This is a genomic window from Cupriavidus lacunae, from assembly GCF_003353055.1.
Lineage (GTDB): Bacteria > Pseudomonadota > Gammaproteobacteria > Burkholderiales > Burkholderiaceae > Cupriavidus > Cupriavidus lacunae.
On sequence record NZ_QKWJ01000085.1, the window covers coordinates 15,812 to 32,366 of the forward strand.

General features: G+C 58.6%; 19 protein-coding genes and 1 pseudogene. 5 read left to right on the top strand and 15 right to left on the bottom strand.

The features are described from left to right. Positions 1 to 84 precede the first annotated feature (84 nt). Positions 85 to 1,242, top strand: coding sequence for a flavin reductase (locus DN412_RS35415; RefSeq protein ID WP_115215820.1), 1,158 nt, complete (start codon positions 85 to 87; stop codon positions 1,240 to 1,242). 202 nt (positions 1,243 to 1,444) lie between these two features. Here DN412_RS35415 and DN412_RS35420 read toward each other — a convergent pair whose 3' ends face one another. Together DN412_RS35420 and DN412_RS35430 are read right to left on the bottom strand one after the other, a co-directional pair. Further along, positions 1,445 to 1,939 (bottom strand): hypothetical protein, encoded by a 495-nt coding sequence (locus DN412_RS35420; protein WP_115215821.1) that lies wholly within the window; start codon positions 1,937 to 1,939, stop codon positions 1,445 to 1,447. 534 nt (positions 1,940 to 2,473) lie between these two features. After that, complete coding sequence (locus DN412_RS35430; RefSeq protein WP_115215831.1) at positions 2,474 to 3,853, bottom strand: NAD-dependent succinate-semialdehyde dehydrogenase; 1,380 nt, start codon at positions 3,851 to 3,853, stop codon at positions 2,474 to 2,476. A 185-nt stretch (positions 3,854 to 4,038) separates the two neighbouring features. On the opposite strand from DN412_RS35430, the gene DN412_RS35435 reads away from it, so the two are divergent. After that, positions 4,039 to 5,007, top strand: a complete 969-nt coding sequence (locus DN412_RS35435; protein WP_425267474.1) for an AraC family transcriptional regulator — start codon at positions 4,039 to 4,041, stop codon at positions 5,005 to 5,007. A gap of 75 nt (positions 5,008 to 5,082) precedes the next feature. On the opposite strand, the gene DN412_RS35440 is transcribed toward DN412_RS35435, so the two are convergent. The 6 genes from DN412_RS35440 to DN412_RS35465 all read right to left on the bottom strand — a co-directional run bounded on the left by DN412_RS35440 (position 5,083) and on the right by DN412_RS35465 (position 11,735). Next, entirely contained in the window at positions 5,083 to 6,012 is a 930-nt protein-coding gene (locus DN412_RS35440; RefSeq protein WP_244222938.1) for a Bug family tripartite tricarboxylate transporter substrate binding protein, read from the bottom strand. 338 nt (positions 6,013 to 6,350) lie between these two features. After that, on the bottom strand, positions 6,351 to 7,718 hold the full coding sequence (locus tag DN412_RS35445) for an MFS transporter (protein WP_115215823.1): 1,368 nt from the start codon (positions 7,716 to 7,718) through the stop codon (positions 6,351 to 6,353). A gap of 65 nt (positions 7,719 to 7,783) precedes the next feature. After that, a complete protein-coding gene (locus DN412_RS35450; protein WP_115215824.1) occupies positions 7,784 to 8,611 on the bottom strand; it encodes an enoyl-CoA hydratase-related protein in 828 nt (275 codons plus the stop codon). 39 nt (positions 8,612 to 8,650) lie between these two features. Next, the gene (locus DN412_RS35455; protein WP_115215825.1) at positions 8,651 to 9,427 is read right to left on the bottom strand and encodes an enoyl-CoA hydratase-related protein; all 777 of its coding nucleotides are present in this window, start codon (positions 9,425 to 9,427) and stop codon (positions 8,651 to 8,653) included. Positions 9,428 to 9,470: 43 nt separating this feature from the next. Next, complete coding sequence (locus DN412_RS35460) at positions 9,471 to 10,670, bottom strand: CaiB/BaiF CoA transferase family protein (protein ID WP_115215826.1); 1,200 nt, start codon at positions 10,668 to 10,670, stop codon at positions 9,471 to 9,473. A gap of 180 nt (positions 10,671 to 10,850) precedes the next feature. Beyond that, a complete protein-coding gene (locus DN412_RS35465) occupies positions 10,851 to 11,735 on the bottom strand; it encodes a LysR substrate-binding domain-containing protein (RefSeq protein ID WP_115215833.1) in 885 nt (294 codons plus the stop codon). A 429-nt stretch (positions 11,736 to 12,164) separates the two neighbouring features. Here DN412_RS35465 and DN412_RS35470 point away from each other — a divergent pair. Further along, positions 12,165 to 12,290, top strand: a pseudogene (locus tag DN412_RS35470) (transposase); the annotation flags it as partial. A 219-nt stretch (positions 12,291 to 12,509) separates the two neighbouring features. Here DN412_RS35470 and DN412_RS45025 read toward each other — a convergent pair. The 3 genes from DN412_RS45025 to DN412_RS35480 are packed head-to-tail and all read right to left on the bottom strand — an operon-like array spanning position 12,510 to position 13,404. Beyond that, positions 12,510 to 12,836 carry a SphA family protein gene (locus DN412_RS45025; RefSeq protein ID WP_244222935.1) on the bottom strand — a complete coding sequence of 109 codons (327 nt, stop codon included), beginning with the start codon at positions 12,834 to 12,836 and terminating at the stop codon, positions 12,510 to 12,512. Continuing rightward, positions 12,745 to 13,146, bottom strand: a complete 402-nt coding sequence (locus tag DN412_RS45030; protein WP_341868095.1) for a transporter — start codon at positions 13,144 to 13,146, stop codon at positions 12,745 to 12,747. Before DN412_RS45030 ends, DN412_RS45025 begins: the two co-directional genes overlap by 92 nt. A 27-nt stretch (positions 13,147 to 13,173) precedes the next feature. Beyond that, entirely contained in the window at positions 13,174 to 13,404 is a 231-nt protein-coding gene (locus DN412_RS35480) for a hypothetical protein (protein ID WP_208647719.1), read from the bottom strand. Positions 13,405 to 13,461: 57 nt separating this feature from the next. Between DN412_RS35480 and DN412_RS35485 the strand changes: the two genes are divergently transcribed. Further along, positions 13,462 to 13,920, top strand: coding sequence for an AMP-binding protein (locus DN412_RS35485; RefSeq protein WP_161564095.1), 459 nt, complete (start codon positions 13,462 to 13,464; stop codon positions 13,918 to 13,920). A 173-nt stretch (positions 13,921 to 14,093) separates the two neighbouring features. Beyond that, positions 14,094 to 14,219: a hypothetical protein gene (locus DN412_RS45570; RefSeq protein ID WP_279635287.1), complete on the top strand. Its 126-nt coding sequence runs from the start codon at positions 14,094 to 14,096 to the stop codon at positions 14,217 to 14,219. A gap of 174 nt (positions 14,220 to 14,393) precedes the next feature. Here DN412_RS45570 and DN412_RS35490 read toward each other — a convergent pair whose 3' ends face one another. The 4 genes from DN412_RS35490 to DN412_RS35500 all read right to left on the bottom strand — a co-directional run bounded on the left by DN412_RS35490 (position 14,394) and on the right by DN412_RS35500 (position 16,306). Beyond that, positions 14,394 to 15,125, bottom strand: a complete 732-nt coding sequence (locus DN412_RS35490; RefSeq protein WP_115215828.1) for an alpha/beta hydrolase — start codon at positions 15,123 to 15,125, stop codon at positions 14,394 to 14,396. 66 nt (positions 15,126 to 15,191) lie between these two features. After that, the gene (locus DN412_RS46065) at positions 15,192 to 15,305 is read right to left on the bottom strand and encodes a hypothetical protein (RefSeq protein WP_482764221.1); all 114 of its coding nucleotides are present in this window, start codon (positions 15,303 to 15,305) and stop codon (positions 15,192 to 15,194) included. Next, positions 15,262 to 15,624 carry an EamA family transporter gene (locus DN412_RS46250; RefSeq protein ID WP_244222936.1) on the bottom strand — a complete coding sequence of 121 codons (363 nt, stop codon included), beginning with the start codon at positions 15,622 to 15,624 and terminating at the stop codon, positions 15,262 to 15,264. The genes DN412_RS46065 and DN412_RS46250 overlap by 44 nt, the downstream gene beginning before the upstream one ends. Before the next feature lie 67 nt (positions 15,625 to 15,691). Then, positions 15,692 to 16,306: a TetR/AcrR family transcriptional regulator gene (locus tag DN412_RS35500; protein WP_115215829.1), complete on the bottom strand. Its 615-nt coding sequence runs from the start codon at positions 16,304 to 16,306 to the stop codon at positions 15,692 to 15,694. Positions 16,307 to 16,555: the final 249 nt, after the last annotated feature.

Genomic DNA, 16,555 nt, shown 5'->3' on the forward strand with positions numbered 1-16,555 from the left:
TGGGTTCATCAATATTGCCGAATTGTTGCTAGCGCGTTCACTCCATAGACTCTGGCCATGCAAGCCAATTCATGGAGACCCGTCATGCATGCCGCCACTGAACCGTTCGACGTCCGCGAGCTACGCGGAGTTCTGGGCAATTTCGTGACAGGGGTCACGGTCATTACCACGCGCGACCCATCGGGCAAGCCTCACGGCGTGACGGCCAACTCCTTCAGCTCAGTGTCGCTTGATCCGCCGCTGATTCTCTGGAGCCAGTCGTTAACCTCCCGTAGTTTTCCTGCGTTCCGGGAAAGTGACCACTTCGTTGTCAACATCCTTGCAGACGACCAGACCGCGATCTCCAATCATTTCGCCAAGTCGGGCGACGACAAGTTCGCATCGATCGACTATGAGTATGGCCATCGTGGAGCCCCCGTGCTGCCCGGATCGGCCGCTTACCTCGAATGCACGAAGGTAGCGGCCTACCCCGGCGGGGACCATGTCGTGTATCTTGGCAAGATCGAGCGTTTCGTCAATGCACAACGGCGGCCATTGGCTTTCGGGGCAGGGAAGTACATGGTGACCTCTTCGCACGAACTCGCGCCATCGCTGTCGCCCCTTGGCACCTCATCGCCGGCACGGCTTGACCTCGCCCGGCATGTCATAGGCGCCATGCCTGCCATCGCGGAATCGCTGGGGCACCACACACTCTGCCTGGCGGTTTGGGGCAATCGGGGTCCAACGGCCATTCACTGGGAACCCTCGCGCGAACCAGTCAGCGACCAGCTCCGGTTGGGATTGGTGATGAGCACGACTCAGTGCGCGACCGGCAAGGCATTCGCGGCATTCCTTCCGCCAGAGGTCACGCGTGCGTTCATCGACGAAGATTTGCGCGTGCACCGGTCGCCGGGCGAAGACACGCATGCCCGGCGTGAAGCGCTTGACGCCGAATTACGAGAAACACGCACGCATGGCATCGCTCGTGCCACAAATACGGCGCCCTCACGGCTGCACAACATACCGGTCAATGCATTCAGCGCCCCAATCTTTGATCGCCAAAAACAGATGGTCTTGGCACTTTCCGTCACAGCACCTGCGTCGCACATGACGCCGGATTGGGACGGCGATGTGCCACGACGACTCCTCCGTGCGGCCCAGGTGCTTTCACAGTTCAGTGATGGTATGCGTTGCCACGACAATGAAGAGGCTCGCTCTAATTCCAGAGGGATACTGGATTCCCCAGGAAGGGCTCGGACTTGAGGCACTCTTGCGGGATGCATTTTTACCGGTCCAGCTCCTATAGCATGACCCTAGACACCTTGTCGCGATCTATGGATTTTTCCTTACAAGTACGCGAGCGTACAGCTTGCGCGTGCACCCGATACCGTTGGCGCCGACCCATGGTCAGAGGTTGGCGCCGCCGTGTTGCCTAGTGATCGAGTGGGGATGCGTTCTACGCAGGTTATGCACGGCTGCGGTACAAGCGAAGCCACAAAAACTGCAATATCGATCCCAGCACAAAAATGCCCAGCCATGCCGCGAGCGCACCACGTACGAGGGGGGAGTCAGGACCACTCGCTAAGGGATGACTAACAGGTAGCCGCGTCAGCGTCTCATTGATCCCGGGGACTAACAACAGAAAGAAGCTAAACGTGAATGCGAACTGGGAAAGGTATCGCCGTGCACGCCCCAAGATTCCTATTCGCGGAACCAATAGGCCGCCCGATACCGCAATAAGGGCCACGATACCCAGTGCGTGGCCAGCATTGAAGCCGCCAGTGCTGGACAAGCCAAACGATGTGAGTACCGAGACCACCAAGCCAGTCAAGTAGATCTTGGCGGACAGGTTAGTGCTATCAATTTTTTGATATCGGGCGAAGCTATAGAGACCCGCAGCGATGGTTGCCAAGCTGAGAATGGTGTGACCCGCGCCGAACGCAGAAATGGGATGAGGCATAGGACAATGACTCCTTGTGAGGGTAAAGCCCGTGGTCGCCGTAACGCTGGCGGCATGAACGAATGCACGGGGCGGCTATTGCCAAAGACACAACCAACTAGTTGGTCGACCAAGCAATTCAAAAATTGGGCGCCGTAGCGCCCGCCTGCGTAAGGGATGCTCAGCTCAACGCGGTCAAGCGACCAATTGCCACTCGCGAAATGGCCTGAAATGAGTCCGTATTGCCCAAGGCCCGTGCAGTCAACATCGCACCATGTACCGTAGACATCTTCGAGATGAACGTCGAAAGCTACCGTGGTTGTACAGCGAGCCACAAATAGCCGACTATTATCCAGCGACAATCACAAAGAGGGAGCGACAGGAACGCGCAATAAAGCGGAGCGTGGCGCGGCCTTCTGCACGCCGCCACTCAGGAGGCCACTCCACGCGAAATAAATATTCCGCAACCTAACGTGGCGATTGCCGAAAGGAAACTGTAGGAACTTCCTCGCACAGTGCATCTCGCTAGTTGCACTGTGCGGACGCAAACCGTTCCTAGTCGTCGAGTCCCGCCATCAGCACGTACTTCACCTCGACATACTCTTCAATGCCGTGATAGCTGCCTTCGCGGCCATACCCGGAATGCTTGATGCCACCGAACGGGACGGATGCGGTACCCACGGAGCCCGAATTCAGTATGACCATACCGGCCTCGATAGTGCGACTCAGGCGTTGCGCGCGGCCATGGGAACGTGTAAAGGCGTAGGCCACAAGACCGTATTCCGTGTTGTTGGCCCGACTCACGACCTCCTCTTCCGTGCTGAACCGGTAGATCGGAAACACCGGACCGAAGATTTCGGTGCGTGCGATTCGCATCTCGTCACGAAGATCGGCAAGGATCGTCGGTTCAAAAAACAATCCCCCCTTTGAATGTGCGTTGCCACCAAGCACGACCCGAGCACCATGTGACTTGGTCTCTTCGACCAGCTCAACTACCTTGTCGAATCCGGCCTTGTTGACAAGCGGTCCGACGACGAATTCCTCTTGAAATCCTTGGTCGACACGGATTTTCGATACCTTCGCAGCAACAGCCTCCAAGAATTGCTCATAGATGCTGTCTTGAACGTAGATGCGATTAGGCGAGATGCAGACTTGGCCGGAATTGCGCAACTTCGCCGCGACCAAGGCAGCAACCGCCTGCTCGAAGTTCGCATCGTCGAAGACGATAAATGGCGCATTGCCGCCAAGTTCGAGCGTCATCTTCTTGAGAGACTGGCCGCTCGCAGCGGACAGCAGCTTCCCCACTGCGGTAGATCCGGTAAACGAGATCTTTCGGATACGGTCATCTCCTGTGAAGACTCTCCCAATCTCCGCCGGATTGCCGGTGACCATTTCCAGTACGCCATCGGGGATTCCTGCCCGGCGCGCGTACTCCAGGAGCTTGTAGGCAGTGAGAGGCGTTTCCTCGGAGGGTTTAATAATCATCGTGCATCCGGCGGCAAGTGCAGTGGCCACCTTGCGCGCGATCATCATGAAGGGAAAGTTCCATGGCGTGATAGCTGCTGTAGGACCTGCGGGCTCCTTCGTCACGACCACCGCTGCGTTGTTGGCATGGGATGGAATCGTGTCGCCGTAGACACGCTTGGCCTCCTCCGCATACCACTCAATGAACCCAAGGCCGTAACCGATCTCGCCCAGCGCCTCAGAAAGGCATTTGCCGTTTTCTCTCACCATGATCTCCGCAAACACTTGCTTGTCGTCTCTGACGAGTTCGAACCAGCGGCGAAGGATGTCGCTACGCTCTTTCGCGAGCTTGCGCGACCATGCAGGAAATGCGGCACATGTCCGTTCAACTGCCTGCTTGACCTGGTCAAGCGACATTTCGGGCGCTTCACCAACAATAGATCCATCGGCGGGGTTGAATACCTGAATCATGATATGGAAGTCCAAGAATGGGGCTAGCGTGTTGGGTCATTGACACCGGTTGCCGGCCAGGATTCCGATGCCATCGAAGCTACAGTTCGAATCCACCTCCGGGTGAGGTGGCTTGTATAATAGTTCCTAGACTTCAGCGAATCGATGGCTTATGGTCTCGTATTCTTGCCTATTCCTATGAATGGATGTCACCCGTGAGCAAAGCCAAAGATTACGACGGCGGCAGGAAGACTCTCCAGCAACGCATGGTCGCCTTACTCTCTCGGCTAGCCCCAAGCGAGGGATATAACCTGTGCGCAATGCCGGATGTCCGCTTCCTTCGCTCTAACCGCCCTCTCGCGGCCACTCCTGTCTTGTACGATCCAGGCATCGTTATCGTCTGTCAGGGTAGAAAGCGTGGTTTGTTCGGTGACGAGGTGTACGTGTACGACGACCAGCACTACCTCGCCGTATCGGTACCCGTACCGTTCACAATGGAAACAGACGCCACAGCAGATGAGCCGTTGCTGGCCATCTATATGCATCTCGATTTCACGCTTGCAGCCGATCTGATGCTCCAGATCGACCAAAGCGGTTACTCTCAGCCAATGGAGCCGAAAGGCATGATGTCGAGCCCAATGGGTCTGAGACTGGGTGAGACTGTCCTGCGCTTCCTTGAAGCCATGGTCGACCCTCTAGAAGCAAGTGTCCTGGGGCACGCGCTTGTGCGAGAGATCTACTTCCACGTCCTGAACGGAGACCAAGGGCCCTCGATGCGCGCAGCGCTCGCAATGCAAGGCCAATTCGGGAAGATCGCTCGCGTGCTAAGACGCATTCATGCCACATTTGGGGCTGATTTGGATGTTGCACAAATGGCACGCGAAGCGGGCATGAGTGTCGCGACGTTCCATTCGCATTTCAAGGCCGTCACAAACACATCCCCGATGCAGTATCTGAAGTCGACGCGCCTGCATCAGGCACGGCTGCTCATGCTTCGCAATGGAATGTCCGCAGCCCGCGCCAGCAGCGAGGTCGGCTACGAAAGCCCCTCCCAGTTCAGCAGAGAGTTTAAGCGCCTGTTCGGCAGGAGCCCGGTCGATGAAGTGAGACGCATGAAGGAGTCCTTCGCCATTCCACCGGCCCATCCCGGTTCGATGTACGTCTCATCTCACTAGGCCGCGCGCTCCTCCGACAAACATGCGGCAATCCCCGTCCCGAATCGCCACCGGATCGAACACATTCCGATGCCATTACTCGGGTTGGATTCCTGCAGCCTTGATAACTCGCTCCCATTTAGAGCTTTCTTCTGCCTGAAAGCGACCAAGCTCGTCGGCAGTTGTGGTCCACGCCTGCGTACCGGATGTACGGAAGAACTGACTTGCCTGTTGGCTCCCAACGGCTACGACCAGCAGCTCTCGTAATCTGTCCCGCACGTTGAGTTGCGTGCTGGCTGGCGCATAGGCTGCGAACCAGTATCCGATGTCGTAGCCTTTCACCCCTGCTTCGCTTAGCGTCGGAACATTGGGCAACTGAGACAAGCGCGTCGAGGTAGAAACGCCTAGTGGGCGCAACTTCCCCGCTTTGATCTGCGGTAGGCCGGTGACCGTGTCGATTACCATCATATCGATATGGCCGCCAAGGAGGTCATTCATCGCGTTCGGGTTGCTGTTGTACCCAACCCAGACGATGTCTATGTTGCTCAGCTGTTTGAGCAGTTCTCCGGCGATTCTGCTCGACGAGTTTCCGCTGCCGAAGGTAAGTTTCCCTGGGTTCCGCCTGGCCTTCGCGAGCAGGTCACCGACCGTCATGTATGGCGAGTCGGATCGGACCACCAGTACCTGGCCCCCTTTCCCTAGGGCCGTTAGGGGCTTGAAATCCTTGAGCGGATCGTATGGCAGCCGCTTAAAGAGATGTGGGTTCGCCGCCTGCGTGGTGTTAGTTGTTACGAGGACCGTATAACCGTCTCCAGGTGCTCTAGCGACATATTGCGCAGCAATCATTCCGCTTGCGCCCGGGCGGTTCTCGACAACCACAGGTTTTCCAGTCTGCTCCGTAACGGATGCCGCCAGCGCGCGCGCCAGTTGGTCTGTCGCACTACCCGCGCCAAAGGGCACCACGAAGCTTATCGGCTTCTCGGGAAATGTAGCTGCATCGGTCAGTGTAGGAAGCACGCACGTCATGAGCGCAACGGCAACCAAGATGCTTCTTTGTGAAAACATGTCTGTCTCCGTGTGTCAGTATCGTTTTAATAACCTGCGGAAGCGGCACCCACTGAGCCAGAGTTCAAGATCACCATCGCCGACGTAGACGTGGGTTGCGTCCCGCTTATAGATCGGAATTTTGATTCAAGGCGGGCCTGCCGGGCCGGGTGGGTGTCAAGCTTGCCTACCGACTCGGCGAACCGCGTTCAGCCCAACCATGCCAATCTCGCTTGGCGACCTGCCAGTTCAGCATGGCGCCCCAAAAAAAAACGCCATGCGAATTGGCTCTGGCCAGTCGTCTCCCGTCCAAAACCTGATCACCGTCCAGGGAAACCGCCAGTCGGAAAAACGACAGGATCGCTCTCGGCCTCGCTGCGCAAAGCGCTATCCTTTTTCAGGCCCCAGAAGTAGGTTACCGCGAGGCAGGGAAGCAGAGAGGCGACCGAATAACCAACCCCTGCAAGCTGGTTTCCGCTCCAGTTAACCAAGCTCAGGCTGATCAACGGAAGGAAGCCACCGAACACCACATTACCAAGTTGCTGTGCAAGACCAAAGCCTGTAGTGCGGCTCTTGGGCGGAAAGCATTCCGCGATAAAAGCCGGCAGCGGTGCCATAATCATCGCCGTAAAGGCAGCCAGCACAGCGATCAGCACGCTGACAGACACCCACGACGACACCGCCACTGCTGAACGGATCCCGGCGAACGCCGGATAAACAGCTAGTATCCACAGCACGATCCCGATGAGCATCACGCGTGCTCGGCCGATTGCATCCGACAATCTCCCAAACACTGGATAAAGGGGCGCCGTAATCAGAATGGCCACGGCAAGGCAGAGATTGGCCTGCATCGACTCGACCTTAAGCACGTTCTGCAGGAAGTACAACATGTAGACAATGGATGTGTATAAGGACACCGACGTGCCGCCCTGAGCGCCGAACATAGCCACGAGAATGGACTTCCACGATTGGGTACTGGACAGCGTCTCCCGGAGGGGCGCCTTTGACAACTGACCGGTACGTTTCATCTCAGTGAAGACCGGTGTCTCCGTCATACCCAGCCGAATCCACGTCGCTACAGCAACGATCGGAGCCGACACCAAAAACGGCACCCGCCATCCCCAGCTGTCAAAGGTCGCCTGATCCAATGAGAGCTTCAGTGCGGAGACAATCAGCAGCGCCAACAACAGGCCCACGCTCGCTGTACTTTGCAGCACGCTGGTACACATGCCCTTCCTGCCCTGCGGCGCATGCTCCATCACGTACACGACGGCAGACCCATACTCGCCTCCGAGCGCAATGCCCTGCGCGATGCGCAGCACTAGCAGGCCAACTGGCGCGGCTGCTCCAATAGCCGCGTAGGTAGGCAAGCAGCCGATGCCTACAGTCGCAACCCCCATAATGGCAAGAGTAATAACAAAGGTCTTCTTGCGTCCGATCCGGTCCGACATCGGGCTGAAGATTAAGGTACCCAAGGGTCGTGCCACGTACGCGATCCCGAACGTGGCGACGCCGATCAAGGATGCGATCACCTTATCCGTTTCCGGCAGGAACAGGTGTGTCAGCGTCGACGTTAGCGCAACGTAGACGAAGAAATCGTAGTACTCGAGCAAAGTTCCTAGGCTCGAATTCGCGACGATCCTCAGGATGCCGGGTCTGCCCGAGGCGCCCGCGTTTATCGCTTCCATATCTGTCTCCTAAATTCACTATTCCCAGCGGCTTGCACGCTGCCAACGCAGCATTACGCGTTTCACTAGCGCGCCTGGGCCGCCTTTTCCGCCTCGTTGCGCTCAATAAAGCGGGTGACTGCCTCCTTGTGCTCGCCGCCGCAAAGTAAGATCGCCTGCATCGATGCCGCCATTTCTAGAGCTGCCGATAGTGACGAACCGGCAGATTCCTTCACCAAGCGTTTGGCCATGCGCAGCGCGCGCGGCGTGTTGGCGGCGACCCGCCGGGCTAGATCGCGCGCTTCCTGCTCAAGTTGGTAGTCCGGTACCAGCCGCGATGCCAACCCGATCTCAACAGCAGTCTTCGCGTCAATAAACTCGCTGCTCAGTGTCAGCTCCATTGCCTTCGCAAGGCCAACGATGCGCGTGAGGTACCAAGCACCACCGATGCCGGATACGAGGCCAAGGCGCAGGAAACTCTCAGCGAACACAGCGCGGGTGCCCGCGAGCCGCATGTCGCACATCAACGCGAGGTCGCAGCCGGCTCCGATCGCCGGACCATTCACCGCAGCGATCGAGGGAACCTCCAGGTCGTGGAGCGCGCGCGTTATACGATGCAGCCGGGTCCGAAGGCGCTCGCGCACCTGCTCCACACCGCCGTCCATCAAATCAGTTCCCTTCTGCATGTCACGCACATTGCCGCCCGTGCAGAAATGCTTGCCGGACGAGCAAAGCAGCACGCAATGCACCTCCGACATTCCGTTGACGCTTTCGAGCGCGTCGGCCAGCGCATCCGTCATGGCGACATCCAGCGCGTTGCCACTCTCCTGCGCATTTAGCGTTAGCGTCAGTACGCCGCTGTCCAATGACTGCAGTACCAGTGTGTCGGCGGACGCCGATTGAGTTGTTTCCATGCTAATACCTCCAGAATGAAGTTCGGTGGCCGATGGCGGTCAGCCATTGACGAAATTTGGTTGGCGACGCTCAAGAAATGCATTCATGCCTTCTGTCTGATCCTGAAGGGCAAAGCCTGCGTGAAAGATGCGCCGTTCAAATAGGAGTCCCTCTGCCAGCGACGTTTCAAAAGATCGGTTAACCGCTTCTTTAATCGCCAGGACGACAGGCAGCGAGTGGGCGGCGATCTCATGCGCCATGCTCATGGCCTCTGGGAGCAGTTTGTCGCCCGAGACAACCTTGGAGACCAGCCCGATTTCCAGGGCTTCGGTCGCGCTGATTGAGGCCCCAGTCAGGCAGAGCTGCATTGCCATGGATTTACCCACTGCTCGTGGCAGACGCTGCGTTCCGCCCGCACCGGGGACGATGCCCAAGCGGACTTCCGGCTGGCCGAAGACGGCGTCGTCCGAGGCGATCGCGATGTCGCACAGCATGGTCAATTCACACCCGCCGCCTAACGCATAGCCATTGATCGCAGCGATAAGCGGTTTGCGAAAGGTACGGATGGCGTCCCAGTTTCGTCCGATGTAGTCCTGCTGGAAAACGCTCGCGTAGTCCAGTTTTGACATGGCTGCGATGTCCGCTCCCGCAGCAAACGCCTTTGAAGAGCCCATCAGGACGGCAGCATGGATACTCGGATCGGCATCAATACGGCGCAATGCGGCGACCAGCGCATCGACTAGTTCGTCGGTGAGCGGATTCAATTGATTTGCCGACGCGAGGCGCAGGAGCGCTACATGCCCGTCCTGTTCGAAGACAACCGGGTGACTATTCATTCTTAATTCCTGAAGCAGGTGGCTAAAGGGTTAGCTGGATTCGCTATGAAACGGTACGGATGATTCCGCGTGCCAGCAGTTCCGCAATCGATTGGGAGGGCACGCCATAGGCGGCGAGCACTTCAGCGGAGTGTTGCCCGGCCATCGGCGCTGGCCGCGGCTGGTGGACACTGCGGTCCGACGGGCCGAGGGCGAAGCCGGGCATGCGGACTTTGCCGGCAATGGGATGGTCAACACACAAATCGATACCGCTATCGCGGTACTCTTGGGAGCCGACGACATCTCCATAGCTGGAAACGGGCGCACAGAGTATGTCGCGTGCCGTGAGAATGTGGATCCATTCCACGTTATTCCGTTTCATGAACCGCTGACTTAGCAGCTTGTGCAGCTCGGTTCGGTTGCGCACTCGGTCCGCATTTGCTGCGAAGCGCGGGTCCGTCTCCAACGCCCGAACATCAAGCACGTCGCACAGTGCGGTCCACCGGTCAGGATGATAGGCAGCCACCATCAGCCAGCCGTCCGCCGTTGGGAAGGCCTCGTTGGGTGCGGCATACGGCGCCGCGCTTCCCGCCTTTTCTGGCTCCACGCCACTAGCAAAGTAAGAGGCGAAGCCAATCTGCTGGAGCATGATGGTCGCGTTGTACAGGCTGATATCAAGGTACTGGCCCGTCTCGCGATGCCGGGTCTTGTGCAACGCACCCAATACGGCGATCGTCGCCAGGTAGCCCGTGACCATGTCCGCAACCGGAACCGGGATTTTTAAAGGATCCGACCCTGCCTCGCCCAACGTGCTCATTAGCCCGCTGACCGCTTGAATGATTCCGTCGACGCCGGGGCGGCTGCGCGACGATCCGGTTTGCCCGAAGGCGGAGATCGAGCAATAGACGAGACGGGGGTTTACTCGTGCGAGCGTCTCATAATCCAGTCCGAGACTGGCCATGACTCCAGGCCGGAAATTCTCGACGACGACATCTGCGCAGCGCACCATCTGCCGAATCGCCTGACGGCCTGCATCGGTCTTCAGGTCGATCGCCAGGCTGTCCTTGTTCCGGTTGACGCTCAGGTGGATGGCGCTCTCGCCGTGGATCCAGGGCGGTCCGATCGACCGGCCAATTTCACCATTCGGCGGTTCGATCTTCACTACATGAGCACCAAGATCGGCCAGCATCATGGTACAGACCGGCCCTGCAAGTACGTGTGAAAAATCGAGGACGCGAACGCCCTCTAGACTGTCTCGTAGCATGGTCTCCTATCCTGTCCGGCACCAACTTCGGCGTAACTGCCGGCGGTTGCCATCTGCGATCAGGATAGGTACAGGACCTACTAGGGACAATCGACTTTATCGACCACTTGCGTTGACTTTTTGTTAAAAGGTTGGCGTGATGCACCCTTGCAGCGCAGTACCTTGGGGGCCGTCAGTAGCCTATCTGACCACCTTAGCCAGCCACTGGCGGAAGGCCTTCAAGGACTTGGATTCCGGCCTATGCGACGGCCACGCGAAGTAATAGGTGTGCCCGCCGCGGTCAAGGGTCATGTCGAACGGAGCTACAAGTGAGCCCTCTTCCAACTCCTTAAGAACCAATGCTTTCTGCGCGATGGCGACACCGTGACCTTCCACCGCCGCTTGGTAGGCAAGCAACGAAGTCTCATAGCGCATCCCTCGATTGGTGTTCGCTGTGGAAAACCCGGCAAACTTCAGCCAGAGCGTCCAGTCCTCCGGCCTCGCGAGTGAATGCAACAAAGTCTCACGCTCCAGCTTCCAGCCTTTTCTTCGCGCACGCGAAGGCGCAGCAACAGGTATGAGTTCGTTGGGAATCAATCGCTGGCTGTGCGTCTCTGGCCAGTCTCCGTCGCCCAGTTGGATGCCCGCGTCGATATCCTCGCGCCGGAAATCCAGCGGCGCAGAGCCGGTGGTCAACTGAACGTCAATATCCTGGTGCAGACGGTGAAAACTGGCCAGCCGCGGGATAAGCCAGCGCACGGCAAACGTTGCCGGCGAGCGGATGCGCAGCACATTGCTTCGACCTGGGGCGCCCGCCATGACGCCTTCGGTAGACTCCCTGAGTGCACTGAACAGCGGCATCAGGTCCGACAGATAGCGGGCTCCGGCTGGGGTTAGTTCCAGGCCGCCTCGGATCCGCTCGAACAGGCTCACACCAAGGAATGTCTCGAGTGCCCGGACCTGCCGACTCACGGCGGCGGGTGTAACACAAAGTTCGTCAGCCGCCTTCGAGACGCTGAGCAAGCGGCCAGTGGCTTCAAACGCCCGCGTGGGATTAAGCGGAGGTAGCGAGTCGCGTCGAGACATTTGTTGTCGGTAAAAATGGTCCGCCGTCACCGACGGCATCTTGCCTCAAAGGGTAGACATGAAATTCGACTGTGCAACGCGAAGCTGCGCCTCATCCTCGCCCCCCATGGCAGATGATCACGAGGCCAGGCTCCTACGGCACTGGCGTGCACGTCAAGGTGCGAGCGAAAGAATTGGGCGTCCTGCGGTGGCGACATATTGTAGGCCCGGGCCTATTCCAGCAGAAGTCCGATCATTTCGGCTCGGACGTCTACCGCCGATTTTTTCTTCTTTTGCCATCCCAAATCACCGCTGATAACCCAGCAGGTGGCACGCGATTGCCCGAACGTCGCGTCGCCACACCGGGTCCTCAAGGGTCACGGGCTGATTTTAGCTCGCTCCCCGAACGAGGGCAGGTATGAAACGTGGCTCATTATGCCCTTTGCGCTAGGCAGTCCATGGCGCGATCTTCCTGCGAAGTCTGGCCGCTGGCACACCGTGTACATGCGTTTCGCGCGATGGCGACGCGACGGCGTTTGGGAGCGAGTCGCACTTGCGATGTCAGACCAAGGAGAGAACCTCGGCCACTTTGAGCCATCCGACGCAGCTACGTCGGATTCCAATTCCGGTCATTGGCGCACGCCCTCGCAAACGTCCTTTGTTCGCTCCTTTCAAAGTCGTTCGAACACGGATCGAACTACCTTGAAGGAATAAGTAACCGCCATAGGTGCCTTGTCGCAATCGGCGCGCCAAGCCGGCTCTAACTAGATGCGACAGACCACCCGAGCCGCCTCTTCAGAACGGCACGACCAGCTTGGCCCAGAGCGCGTTCCCTTCCGGCCGGTTCCTGACGTAGAACTCCTTCACCCAGCGCACCTCCAGGCTGGCCTTGCTGAACTGGTAACGCAAGCCGGGGCCGACGGCCAAGACCTGCCCGCGGAAGCCGTCGCCGCCTACCGCGTGGCCATTCTGCTTGTCGTCGGTGGTCTGCTTGATGAAGTATCCCGTGACCCCACACGGATGGCTGGCGTCACCGCATAGCTGGCACGAATAGTCGGTGTGGAAAAGCTGGCCCGAATGGTAGTGCGTGTCGTCGTTCGGTGAGTTGAAGCTGTACGTCATTTTGGCAGAGACCTCGACCTTGTCGTTCGGCAACCACGACAGAGCAAATACAGGGCGCGCGCGCTGTGTAGTAGTTCTTGCCCGTGTTGAGCAACGCGTGGCTGTCATACTGCCCGGTCGGCAGCACGAACTCGACTGACGCCGCCGTGCGCAACGCACCGTCGCCCCACGCAATCACCAACGGGCTGACGATCAGGTCGCCCAGATTGGTCCGATCTGCCGAGGTTCCGGCGGCGCTCAGCGAAAAGTTGTGCGGCTCGCTCGCATCCCCAGGCCACCACCATGACCCACTCATCCTAGGAGTGTGCATGCAGGATGCGAGTCCTTTTTCTGCCACTCAGGCGTCGTCGCTAATTCTTTGCCCGGAGGCAAGCAGAACATTCGCCGGTATTCCCGAGTGAATTGCTGGAGGCTTTCGTAGCCCACCCTGGTAGAACGAGGAAGAGCTCATGCCGGCCTCTATCAGGCGCTCGATCAAAAGCGACTGCGCGAATTCGGTGCGCAGCAAGGCGACGGCACGTGCCATGCGCTGGGCGTGGCTTTCCGGCCAGCCTAGTTGGCGAATCATGGATCGAGCCGTGCTTTCCGACCAGCAGCCAGTGTGCATTTCACGCACGAGTTGCGCTTGCAGACCGGGCACTGCTGCGGGACGTTCGATCAAACCCATCAGGCGCGGCGCCGCATCGGCAACCTCGGAGTCGGATGGTTCGACCCGCACGGGTGCCCCCGCGAGCTGAGCCGACTGCGCCATCCGGTATCGGCCGGCGAATCCGTCAATCCAGAGGTCACGCGCCGCTGGCAGCAAGTAAGCGGCGTACCGCTAATCGAGTCCTACGGCCAAACCGAGACGCTGATGACCGTCGCCAACACGCCGAAACACCCGCCAGTTCCCGGCTCGATGGGCCGGCCGCTGCCGGGCGTAAAGATGGCAATTCTCGACGAATCTGCCGCGCCCTCACCCGCCGGCGAGCGCGGACAACAGGCGGTGCGCTTGCCCTGCCCGCGCCTGATGCTTGGCTACTGGAATGATCCGGAGCGCACGGCCTGCACGCGAGTGACCTACGCGGGCGTCGAGTATTCCTGACGGGCGACATCGCCTATCATCAGTTCCGCCGGCTGCCGGATCGGCCCAATGGAAGTGGAAAACGCCCTGATCGAGCGCCCGGACGTCGTCGAGAGCGCCGTGGTCGCAAGCTCGGACCCCGAGCGCCAAGGCCTTCGTGGTACTGCGCCATGGCGCATAGCCGGGCGGAGCACGTGAAACGCGCCGCCGCCCCTTACAAGTACCCGCGGGCCATCGCCTTCGTGCCGTCGCTGCCGACGACACCGAGCGGTAAGCTGCTGCGAAGGGTGCTGCGTGACAAGGAATTCTCGCCCGACTAGCCGGTAGCTGTCCCGGCTTCACGTACGACCCTGAACATCCGCAACTGGTGAGCCATCCAAACGACTGCTGAACTTCGGACCCTGCCGAAAGGTCAATTCACACACTCGGGCCAGAGCAGCCGCCGGACGTATTGCGCCGGCTTGGAAAGCACATCGCCGCAGACCTGTCATCGGCTAGCAATGCCGTGAAATGGCGGATTCCATAGGTACCTCTTCCAGCAGTAGCGACGCTAGCTCTTCAGGATTGTCGAGCATGACGTTATGGCCTGACGCCACTGTACGTACCTTCCATCGGGGATCGTCCTTCAGTCGCGCATGGGTAGAGACAAACCAATCCCCACCATTGGCTGTCGCGAAAACATATGTACGGCTGGCGACGGGAACCGATTCCGCGCCGACTCGCACGGCTTGCACAAAGGATGCCAGCGGATGTGGCACGGACATCGCATCTACTCTGGGAGCATCCGTGAGATTCACGTTAAATACGGCAGCAGGGATCGGCGAGATCATCCCCTCGTTCCCGCTTGCCTGCTCCAGAACGGCAAGTGACATCTCCGCTCCGGTAATGGCCAGCAGGGATTGTCCCTTTGCCGGCGCATAGGCATCGAGGTAGAAGAGCGTCCGAATACGGTCGCCGATTTCTCCAGCCACCCCGGTGATCACCAATCCTCCATAGGAATGGCCGCAGAGGATCACATCGGTAAGGTCTTCGTATTTGAAAACGTTGACAATATCCTGGATGTGCGTATCGAGGTTGATCGCGTGATTCGCCAGGTGGGAACGCTCCCCTAGTCCTGTCAATGTCGGCGTGTAAACCTCGTGACCAGCCTTTCGAAGCATGCGTGCAACCCGTGCATAGACCCAGCCGCCCTGGAAAGCTCCATGCACCAAAACAAATGTCGCCATCAGTGTTCTTCCTTTCGTTGAATTAAAAAGTTGATAAACCTCTATTAGCCCGACTTATCAACCGGTTTACGCTGGGTAACAGCGACACCGACGAGGGCGACCGGCCCCCCCGATGACCAGCATCGGAGTCAGCCGGTCACCGAGGAACAATACGCTCGACATTGTCGGGAACACTGGCATCAGCAGGCCGAATGGCGCGACGCGCCCCATCGAGCAGCGCGCAATGAGCGAGAACCACAAACCGTCTCCCGAGCCCAAGGCCGATATAAAGCAACCCGAAGTTCAGGGCGCTGAGAGATACCGATATCGCCAGGATTGGGCCTGGTTGCTTACGCGTGGGTCTGGCGACGAATGGAATGAGCAGCAGTTCGATAGCCAGGAAACGGAGCCCAGGAAAGAACAGCGGCGGGAACCCCGACAGGTCGAGCTTGATGGCCACGAACTGATAGCCCCAGAGCACGGGAACGAACACAGCACAAACGAACTGGATCGGGGACATTGAATCATTTCAAGACCATTTAGTCCACAAATGAACGTGCGAGAACGGATTGATGTCGTTTGACGTCTTAGCCCGTGAGCCGATCTAGAAGAGTTTCAACCATAGCCTGGTTCGTGGCGCGAGTCGGAGAAGTCTTGCCTACCACCCGCAGACCCTCGACGAGGCAGACCAGCAAGCGCGCGACATTCGCAGGTTCAACGCCTTCGGCCAATTCCCCAGCTTCCTGTGCCCGTATCAACGTGGCAGTCAGTCGCGCCTCAAACGTCCGGAAGAACTTGGCAATTCGAAAACTGACCTCGTCATCCTGAGCAGAAAGTTCCATCGCGGTCGCCACGACCAAACAGCCACGTTTGCCGTTGACGCCGCTCGTGCGATCGACATAGCCTGCGATGCAGGCACGCAGACCCGTCAGGGCACTCCTAGGCGAATCAAGTTCGGCATCTAGTCGAGCCAGTGCGTCCTCGATATAGCGGTCGAGGGCTCGGAGGAAAAGCCCGTGCTTATCCCCAAATGCAGCATAGAGGCTGCCGCGAGAAAGATTTGTCGCCTCCAGCAGATCAGGAAGCGAAGTGCCGTGATAGCCGCTCGACCAGAAGACATCCATCGCGCGCTCGATCGCGGCGTCAATATCGAAGCTTCGCGGCCGACCACGCGTCGATGGGCGAGCCGTGTGTTGTGCCATACGGCAAATTCTAAACCAAATGGTCTTTAAATTCAAACCAGACTTTTGGGGAATGGACCTTCCGCACCTGGAGCGAACGTTGACGCTTAACGACGCTCACCAGTGCGACTGGCGACGCCTCGAAAACTAGATCCTATGTATGAGGACGGGTCGGCAAATTCGCAGAGTGGTCCTAAAGTGAACTGTTCAAGCAACTTACTTTGGAGGGCCACATCATGCAACCGACCCGCATCGATCATTTTATGCCGC